The organism is Phenylobacterium sp. (genome assembly GCF_036402295.1).
In the GTDB taxonomy this organism is placed as follows: domain Bacteria; phylum Pseudomonadota; class Alphaproteobacteria; order Caulobacterales; family Caulobacteraceae; genus Phenylobacterium.
Genome location: NZ_DASWTE010000204.1, coordinates 1 through 8422, shown reverse-complemented (window position 1 = coordinate 8422; position 8422 = coordinate 1). Strand labels below are relative to the sequence as shown.

The window sequence follows — 8422 nt, the reverse complement described above, 5'->3', positions numbered from 1 at the left end:
CGCGCCGATCGCCTCCAGGCCCCAGCTCTTTTTGTATTCGTCGCTGTTGGTGCGGGGCCCGCGCGCGTCGGCGGCGGGCGGCAGGAGCGCCGCCAGCACCGCCGCCAGGGCCAGCCCCGCGCCCCTCATGTCGTCACAGCTGGGCCAGCATGTAGTCGGCCGCCGAGACCTTGAACTCGCCCGGAGCCTCGATGTTCAGCTCCTTCACGACGCCGTCCTTCACGATCATGGAGTAGCGCTGCGAGCGCTTGCCGAGGCCGAACTTCGAGCCGTCCATCTCCAGGCCCACCGCTTCGGTGAAGGCCCCGTTGCCGTCGCCCAGCATGGCGATGTCGTCGCCCACCGCCTGGTCCTCGCCCCACGCGCGCATCACGAAGGCGTCGTTCACCGACAGGCAGGCGATCTCGTCGACGCCCTTGGCCTTCAGGTCGGGCGCGTGCTGCTTGAAGCCCGGCAGGTGCTTGGCCGAGCAGGTGGGCGTGAACGCGCCCGGCACGGCGAACAGGGCCACGGTCTTGCCCTTGAAGAAGTCCTCGGTCTGGACGGGCTTCGGGCCCTCGGCCGTCGCCTGGGTGAGGGTCACGTTCGGCAGCTTGTCGCCCACCTTGATCGTCATGGGAGGTTCTCCTTCGAAGGGTTCGGAGAGCACATAAGCAAGAACCCCCGCAGAGGTAACCTCGATTTCCGACAAACGGATGCGCAAGAGCCCGCTGGGGGAAAGTGTGAGCGGTTTCCCCTATTGGAAGGGCTCGTCACCTGTCGGTCCGGAGCGGGTTTGCATCAAACCCGCTCTGGGCCCCTTGAAGTCGCCACGATCCGGCAGAATCTTGGGTGGAGATGGAAAGCACGTTCCTCTCGGGCCAGCTGCTCATCGCGATGCCGGGGATCGGCGACCCCCGGTTCGAGCGTTCGTTGATCCTTGTCTGCGCCCACGACCAGGAGCACGCGATGGGCATCGCCGTGAACCGGCCGGTGGAGGGGCTCACGATCCCCGACCTGCTGGAGCGGCTCGAGATCAAGACGTCGGGCGCGATGGACCCCGATCCGGTGCTGATCGGCGGGCCGGTCGAGATCGAGCGCGGCTTCGTCCTGCACACCGACGACTACCACGCCGAGCACAGCCAGGACGTCGAGGGCGGCCTCACGCTGACCACCACGCGCGAGGTGCTGGAGGCCATGGGCGCCCACGACGAGCATCCGCGCAAGGCGATCCTGGCGCTGGGCTACGCCGGGTGGGGCGCCGGCCAGCTGGAGCGCGAGATCCGCGAGAACGTCTGGCTCACGGTCGATGCCGACGAGGCCCTGGTCTTCGACGACGACTACGACACCAAGTGGACCCGCGCCCTCGGCAAACTGGGCATCGACCCGCAGTTCCTCAGCAGCGAGGCGGGGCGGGCTTAGGGAAGGCTGCGAAGCGGTGTCTTCCGAATCAACGAACCACGGAAAACACGGAAGATGGCCGCCGCGCCTTCCGTGCTTTTCCGTGTTTTCCGTGGTTCCAAATAGTAACTGAGCCTCCGTTGCGCGGAGGTTCGAAGAAGGACGCTGCGCCCTTCTACCCCCGCGCCTTCACCGGAGCCGCGCCGTCCACGTAGCTTTCGTTGAGGTAGACCTCGGCCTCCTGCGACGACAGGGCCGGCGCGTAGCCGAAACCCTGGCCGTAGTCGCAGCCCAGCGCCAGCAGCTGGCGGGCCATGCCGGCGTTCTCGACGCCCTCGGCCACCACTTCCATGGCGAGGTCCTGGCCCAGCTTCACCACCGATCGGACGATCTTCGCCGAGCCCTCGTTGGTGGCCATGGTGCGCACGAAGTAGCGGTCGATCTTCAGCGTGTCGAAGGGCAGCCGCGTCAGGTAGCTCAGGGACGAGAAGCCGGTGCCGAAGTCGTCCAGCGCCAGCGCCGCGCCGGCCGCGCGCAGGTTGCCCAGGATCACGGCGGCCCGGTCCGGGTCGCGCATGACGTCGCTCTCGGTCACTTCCAGCTTCAGCGAACCCGGCGGCAGGTCGGTCTCGCGGCGTATGGCGATGACGTCCGGGACCAAGTCGGGCCGGTCGATCTCGCCGGTGGAGAGGTTCACGGCTACGGTCAGTTCGCCCGCGGCCCGGTGGCGCTTGCGCCAGATCGAGAGTTGGGCGGCGGCCTCGCGCATCATCATCGCGCCGAGGTCGGGCATCAGGCCCATTTCCTCGCACAGCGGCAGGAACTGCTCGGGCATCAAGAGGCCGCGGCGCGGGTGGCGCCAGCGGACCAGGGCCTCGAAGCCCGACAGCGCGCCGGTCGAGAGCCGCACGATGGGCTGGTAGAAGGGCGTGAGCTCGCCGCGGCGCAGCGCGCCCTTGAGGTCGCCTTCCAGCGCCAGCCGCGACAGGCCGTCGGTCTCCAGGCTGCGGCCGTAGGCGGCGGCGCCGCCGCGGCCGTTGCCCTTGGCGGATTCCACGGCCAGTTCCGCACGCCGCAGCAGCTCGGCCGCCTCGGGCGCCTCGGCGCCGCCCGGCGCCTCCACGGCGCCGATCGAGAGCGTCGGGTGGATGTCGAAGCCCGCGACGCGCAGCGGCTGCTCCAGCGCGCGGCGCAGGGTCTCGGCGCCGGGCGAGACGCCCACGGGCGCCAGCGCGGCGAACTCGTCCTCGCCGATGCGGGCCAGGATGGCCCCCGGCGGGAAAGCCGCGGCCAGGCGCGAGCCCAGCGCCGCCAGCACCAGGTCGGCGCGTTCGTGGCCCAGGGCCTCGTTCAGGCGGCGCAGTCGGTCGAGGTCGGCGACGATCAGCTCGTGCTGGCCCGGCGTCTGCAGACGCTCGCGTGCGAGCGTGATGAAGCTCTTGCGGTCGGCGAGGCCGGTCAGGTGGTCCATACCCGAGGCGGCGAAGCGGACCTCGGCGGCGACCACGCCGGCGGCGCGCAGGCCCTCTTCCAGCCAGACTCCGCGCCAGATGCACGGGGCGCCGCCGCGCAGGCGCAGGCGCACGGCCACTTCCTCACCCGGTTCCTGGACGCGCAGGATGTCCTCGGCGATGGCGCGGTCCTGCGGCAGGGCCAGCGCGCGCAGGGCGGCGGAGGAGCAGTCAGGCGCGAGCGGGCCCAGGCCCAGCGCACGGGTGGCCCCGGTCAGGCGCAGGCGGTCCTTCTCGGGCTCCCAGACCCAGAGCGCGACTTCCGCCGCGCCCAGGGCCTCGAGAGTGGCCGTGGCGTCCCACATCCAGCGATCGTTCGCCATGCCGTCCTGAAAACGAAGCCCGTGTGTCGGCGTCGGGCTCTCTCAGACCGACACCCCCTCGTCCGGCCCCTCGCGCCCCCGATAGGGAGTCGAGCGTCCGAACAGCACATGGTCTCGCCAAGCGCCGTTAATTTTAAGATAAGCCTGTGCAAATCCCTCCTCGACGAACCCTGCCTGGACAAGCAGCGCGCGCGATGGCGCGTTCTCGGGAATGCAGGCCGCTTCCAGCCGGTGCAGGGCCAGCGTCCGGAAGGCGAACTCGGACAGCGCGCGCACCGCGCCCAGGGTCAGGCCCTGCCGCGTGTAGGGCTTGCCGCACCAGTAGCCGACCGATCCCATCTGGGCGACGCCGCGCCGGACGTTCGACAGGGTGATGCCGCCGGTCAGCGCGTCGTCCGAGGCGCGGAAGACGAAAAACGGGTAGGCGAGGCCGGCCTCGCGGTCGCGCGCATAAGCCAAGAGCCGCCTGCGGAACGCGGCGCGCGACAGGTCGTCGGCGGGCCAGGTGGGCTCCCAGGGCTGCAGGAACGCGCGGCTCGCGGCCCGCAGGTCGCGCCACTCCGCATAGTCCGACGCCCGCGGCGGCCGCAGCCGCACCCCGTCGCCTTCGACGCGAAGGCCGCTCTCGGGCGCGATCCAGTCCAGCAGGGCCATGCGACGGAGGGTCGCGCAAATCGGAGGGCCGTCAAGCCCGTCTCACAGAAGCCCCTTGCGCCTAGGCGAACAGCGCGCCTTCGAACGTCTCCGCCGCGGCCAGGGCGGCTTTCGGCCCCAGGATGGCGACCGCCGTCTTCCGCTCCGCCAGGATCCGCTGCGTCAGCGTCGCCAGCTGCGCCGGCGTCACGGCGTCCACCTCCTCGGCGACGGCCTCGGGATCGAGCGTGCGGCCGAACAACAGCACCTGGCCCGCCGCCTGTTCGGCGCGCGCCAGGGCCGACTCGCGGCCCATGAACATCGACCCCTTCAACTGGGCCTTGGCGCGGGCGAGCTCGGTGTCGCCCACCGGCTCGGTCAGGGCCTGCAGTTCGCCGGCGGTCACCTGGGCCAGCTCGACGGCGTCCTTGGCGTCGCAGCCGGCGAAGACGCCCAGCACGCCCGTGTCGGCGTATGTCTCGGAGTATGCGTCGATGGCATAGGCCAGGCCGCGCTTCTCGCGCGCCTCCTGGAAGAGCCGCGAGGCCATGCCGCCGCCCAGGATTTCGGCCAGCAGGCGCAGGGCGAAGTAGTCGGGGTCGAGCACGCCCACGGCCGGCAGCAGCAGCACCAGGTTCGCCTGCTCCAGCCGCTTGGCCTGGGTGCGGGTGCCGCCCGTGAAGGCCGCCGGCAAGGCGGCGGGCAGGCCGGCGCCGTCGGCGCCGCCGAAGTCACGCTCGGCCAGCTTCAGCAGCTCATCCTCGTCCACCGCCCCGGCGGCGCTCACAACCAGGGTGTGCGGCGCATAAAGCTCGGCGCGCCAGGCGCCCAGCGTCTCGGGCGTCGCGCCCTTGATCGACTTCGTGGTCCCGAGGATCGGCCGTCCCAGCGGCTGGCCGTCGAACGCCGCCTGCTGCGCCAGCTCGAAGACCAGGTCGTCGGGCGTGTCGGCCGCCTCGGCGATTTCCTGGCCCACCACCTGCTTCTCGCGGGCGAGGTCATGGGCGTCCATGGTCGGATGCAGGACCAGGTCGGCGATCACCGCCGAGCCCAGGTCGAGGCCATGCTTCAGCGCGCGCACCTGGAAGCTGGTCCGCTCGTAGCCGGTGGCCGCGTTGATGTGGCCGCCCTCGGCCTCGATCACCTCGACGATCTCGCGGGCCGAGCGCCCGCCGGCGCCCTTGAAGACCATGTGCTCGAGCAGGTGCGACCAGCCCGAACGGGCGGCGTCTTCGAACCGGGCCCCGCGCCCGGCCACCACCGACAGCGCCACCGTCTGCCAGGCCGGCAGCGGGTCGCAGACGACCCGAACGCCGTTGCTCAGCGTATGAACCCTAGGCGTCAACCGGGCTCGCCTCCGCGAAGGCGCGGACATAGGCCTTGATGGTGTCGGCTTCGCCCGGCAAGCGGTCGAAGCGCTCGGGCCGGTCGGCCAGGCTGGCGACGCCGCGCGGCAGGGCTGGCTCGACGCCCGAGGCCTTGGCGACGTCCTCGGGGAACTTGGCCGCGTGCGCCGTCGAGAGCACCACTATCGGGCCGTCGAGCTCGACGTGCTTGAGCGCCGCCACCGCGACGGCCGTATGCGGGTCGATCAGCTCGCCGGTCTCGTTCAGCGTCGAGACGATGGTCTTCACCGTCTCATCCTCGCCGATCGCCACGCCGGTGAACCGCTCCTGCATGGCGCCGAGCGCGCCGGGCGGGATATCGATGGCGCCGGCGGTGCGGAAGGCCTCGAAGGCGCGCGCGGTCTCTGTGGGCTCGCGCTGGACAGCTTCGAAATAGAGCCGCTCGAAGTTCGACGCCGACTGGATGTCCATGGCGGGCGACAGGGTCGCGTGCACCGCGCCGCGGGCGTAGCGGCCGGTCGCGAAGGCGCGCGCCAGGATGTCGTTGGAGTTGGTGGCCACTACGATCCGCTTCACCGGCAGGCCCATGCGCAGCGCCACATAGCCCGCGAAGGCGTCGCCGAAGTTGCCCGACGGCACCACGAAGTTCACCGCCCGATCGGGCGCGCCAAGGGCCGCGGCCGTGGTGAAGTAGTAGACCGACTGGGCCACGATGCGCGCGAAGTTGATCGAGTTGACGCCGGTGAGGTCGACGGCCTGCTTCAGTGACAGGTCCTGGAAGGCGTCCTTCAGGATCGCCTGGCAGTCGTCGAAGGTGCCCTTCACGGCCACACAGGCGATGTTGGCCTCGGTCGCCGTGGTCATGAACCGGCGCTGCACCTCGCTGATGCGGCCCTCCGGGAACATGACCACCACGCGCACGTTCTTCGCGCCCCGGAACGCCTCGACGGCCGCGCCGCCAGTGTCGCCCGAGGTGGCGCAGAGGATGGTCTGCTTGCGGCGCTGCTGCCCCAGCAGGTGGTCGTACAGCCGGGCCAGGATCTGCATCGCCACGTCCTTGAAGGCGAGGCTGGGGCCGTGGAACAGCTCGGCGATGAAGGTCTGCGGCCCCACCTGGACCATCGGGACCACGGCCCTGTGGCTGAAGGTGGCGTAGGCCTCCTCGCACATCCGCTTGAGGTCGGCAGGCGCGATCTCGTCGCCAGCGAACTTGCCGAACACCGCGGCCGCCACCTCGGCGTAGGGCTTGCCGGCGAAGGCGGCGATCTCGGCCCTCGTGAACGTCGGCCAGTCCTGGGGCACGTAGAGCCCGCCGTCGGGCGCGAGCCCGCCCAGCACGGCGTCCGTGAAGCCGACGGCAGGAGCCTGCCCGCGGGTCGAGATGTAGCGCATTAGACCTTCCGCCTGCGGAGGAGCATGGCGGCATAGACGCCGAGCAGGGCGCCCGCAAGGCCGTACCAGGTGAGCGCGTACTCCAGGTGGCGGTTGGGGATGTCCGTGGGGATGGGCGCTGGGACCAGCGCCCTCCATTCGGGGTTGCTCGACGTCTCGGCCATCAGGAACAGCGGCGCGGGTTGGGGCGCCTTCAGCGCGGCGGCCATGGCGGCGACGTCGCGGGTGTACCAGCGACCGGGCTGGTTCGGCGGCGAGAAGGCGTTGCCGGGCTCGGGCTTGCGCAGCACGCCGGTGATCACGACAGGCGTGTCCGATGCGACCACGGCCGGTCGCGCCGAGATGGTGTCGGCCACGAAGCCGCGGTCCACCAGGATCGAACCGTAGCGCCCGCTCAGGACGCGGCATGCCGAGACGAGCCGTGAACCCGCCTGCCCGTTGCGCACCGAGTAGAGTTCGAGGAATGCGGCCGAGCCCAGGCCCGGGCAGGTGGCCGTCACGCGGGTGAAGTCAGCGTCCGCGCCCGCCGGCAGCCGCTCCAGCACCGGCTCGACAGCCTGGGCCGGCGCAGCCTGCAACGCCGCGATCCGGGCCAGCACGCCCTGCTTCCACGTCAGCCGCTGCAACTGCCAGGTGCCCAAGCCCACGAGGATCGCCAGTGCGATGGCCACGGCGATGGTCAGGCCGACGGGGAAGCCCCGGCGCGGCTCACTCGCCATGGCGATGTTCGGAGGCCTTGTTCATGAACTGGGCGGCGAGCATCGCGCCCTTCAGCGGCCGCATCAGGCCCAGCGAGAGGATCAGTGTCGCCGGCAGCCACAGGATCAGGTGCACCCAGACGGGCGGGTGCAGGGTGAACTCGGTGAAGAGCGCCGCGAAGGCGACGACGAAGCCCGCGATCAGGATCACGAACACCGCCGGCCCGTCGCCGGAATCCGCCTTGGCGAAGTCGTAGCCGCAGGCCTCGCAGGCCGGCGCCACCTTCAGGAAGCCCTCGAAGAGGAAGCCCTCTCCGCAGTTGGGGCAGCGTCCAGCCACCCCAGCCAGCAACGGATTGGGCTTGCTCACACGCTCGACCTCAGTGGGCCGGTCCGCCGAACACCACGTAGATGAAGGCGAACAGGAACAGCCACACCACGTCGACGAAGTGCCAGTACCAAGCCGCCGCCTCGAAGCCGAAGTGCTGCTTGGGCGAGAAGCCCGTGCCCATCAGCCGGATCAGGCAGACGGCCAGGAAGATGGTCCCGACCAGCACGTGGAAGCCGTGGAAGCCGGTGGCCATGAAGAACGCCGAACCGTAGAGGCCGGAGTTCTCCGCGCCCTCGCCGCCGAAGAAGTACTTGTGCTCGAGGATGTGCTGATACTCGTATGCCTGGATCGCCGTGAACAGCGCGCCCAGGATGATCGTCAGCACCAGCGCGATCTTGTCGTTCTTGCGCTCGCCCTCCTGCAGCGCGTGGTGCGCCCAGGTCCCCGTGGTGCCCGAGAGCAGCAGCGTCAGGGTGTTTACCAGCGGCAGCTGGAAGGCCGGCACCAGCTCGACGCCCTTGGGCGGCCAGGTGGCCCAGGCGGTGCGGACTTCCTCGATGGGAGCCAGCGTCCGGTTGCCCTGGAACAGCGCCATCTCGAAGAAGATCCAGAACCACGCGACGAAGAACATCACCTCCGAGGCGATGAACAGCACCATGCCGTAGCGCAGGCCGATGGAGACCACCGGCGTATGGTCGCCGCGGTTGGCTTCCTTCACGACGTCGGCCCACCAGCCAAGCATCGTGAACAGCACGCCGGCCAGGCCCGCGAAGAACAGCCACGAGGTGTGCTGGGGAAGGCCGAAGAT

At 70.4% G+C, this 8422-nt stretch carries 9 protein-coding genes; 1 reads left to right on the top strand and 8 read right to left on the bottom strand.

The annotated features are described in order from the left end of the window. Nucleotides 1–133 precede the first annotated feature (133 nt). Nucleotides 134–616 carry a peroxiredoxin gene (locus VGD44_RS12825; protein WP_331087582.1) on the bottom strand — a complete coding sequence of 161 codons (483 nt, stop codon included), beginning with the start codon at nt 614–616 and terminating at the stop codon, nt 134–136. 221 nt (nt 617–837) lie between these two features. Here VGD44_RS12825 and VGD44_RS12820 point away from each other — a divergent pair, with 221 nt between their 5' ends. Beyond that, nucleotides 838–1401 (top strand): YqgE/AlgH family protein, encoded by a 564-nt coding sequence (locus VGD44_RS12820; RefSeq protein WP_331087580.1) that lies wholly within the window; start codon nt 838–840, stop codon nt 1399–1401. A gap of 154 nt (nt 1402–1555) precedes the next feature. Here the strand turns inward: VGD44_RS12820 and VGD44_RS12815 are convergent, their stop codons facing one another. From VGD44_RS12815 to VGD44_RS12785, 7 genes are all read right to left on the bottom strand, one after another. Continuing rightward, a complete protein-coding gene (locus VGD44_RS12815; protein WP_331087578.1) occupies nt 1556–3214 on the bottom strand; it encodes a bifunctional diguanylate cyclase/phosphodiesterase in 1659 nt (552 codons plus the stop codon). A gap of 42 nt (nt 3215–3256) precedes the next feature. Continuing rightward, nucleotides 3257–3868: a GNAT family protein gene (locus VGD44_RS12810; RefSeq protein ID WP_331087576.1), complete on the bottom strand. Its 612-nt coding sequence runs from the start codon at nt 3866–3868 to the stop codon at nt 3257–3259. Nucleotides 3869–3929: 61 nt separating this feature from the next. Beyond that, nucleotides 3930–5192 (bottom strand): pitrilysin family protein, encoded by a 1263-nt coding sequence (locus tag VGD44_RS12805; RefSeq protein ID WP_331087574.1) that lies wholly within the window; start codon nt 5190–5192, stop codon nt 3930–3932. Then, nucleotides 5182–6585 (bottom strand): threonine synthase, encoded by a 1404-nt coding sequence (gene thrC, locus VGD44_RS12800; protein ID WP_331087572.1) that lies wholly within the window; start codon nt 6583–6585, stop codon nt 5182–5184. Before thrC ends, VGD44_RS12805 begins: the two co-directional genes overlap by 11 nt. Next, complete coding sequence (locus VGD44_RS12795) at nt 6585–7304, bottom strand: SURF1 family protein (protein WP_331087570.1); 720 nt, start codon at nt 7302–7304, stop codon at nt 6585–6587. The genes thrC and VGD44_RS12795 overlap by 1 nt, the downstream gene beginning before the upstream one ends. Then, entirely contained in the window at nt 7294–7653 is a 360-nt protein-coding gene (locus VGD44_RS12790; protein WP_331087568.1) for a DUF983 domain-containing protein, read from the bottom strand. The genes VGD44_RS12795 and VGD44_RS12790 overlap by 11 nt, the downstream gene beginning before the upstream one ends. 10 nt (nt 7654–7663) lie before the next feature. Next, a partial coding sequence (locus tag VGD44_RS12785; protein WP_331087566.1) for a cytochrome c oxidase subunit 3 occupies nt 7664–8422 on the bottom strand: 759 nt, incomplete at its 5' end.

What these genes read in the sequence shown, in the direction of transcription:
- VGD44_RS12810 (WP_331087576.1), bottom strand. Translation starts at nt 3,868, where the DNA reads ATGGCCCTGCTGGACTGGATCGCGCCCGAGAGCGGCCTTCGCGTCGAA.
- VGD44_RS12815 (WP_331087578.1), bottom strand. Translation starts at nt 3,214, where the DNA reads ATGGCGAACGATCGCTGGATGTGGGACGCCACGGCCACTCTCGAGGCC.
- VGD44_RS12795 (WP_331087570.1), bottom strand. Translation starts at nt 7,304, where the DNA reads ATGGCGAGTGAGCCGCGCCGGGGCTTCCCCGTCGGCCTGACCATCGCC.
- thrC (WP_331087572.1), bottom strand. Translation starts at nt 6,585, where the DNA reads ATGCGCTACATCTCGACCCGCGGGCAGGCTCCTGCCGTCGGCTTCACG.
- VGD44_RS12820 (WP_331087580.1), top strand. Translation starts at nt 838, where the DNA reads ATGGAAAGCACGTTCCTCTCGGGCCAGCTGCTCATCGCGATGCCGGGG.
- VGD44_RS12825 (WP_331087582.1), bottom strand. Translation starts at nt 616, where the DNA reads ATGACGATCAAGGTGGGCGACAAGCTGCCGAACGTGACCCTCACCCAG.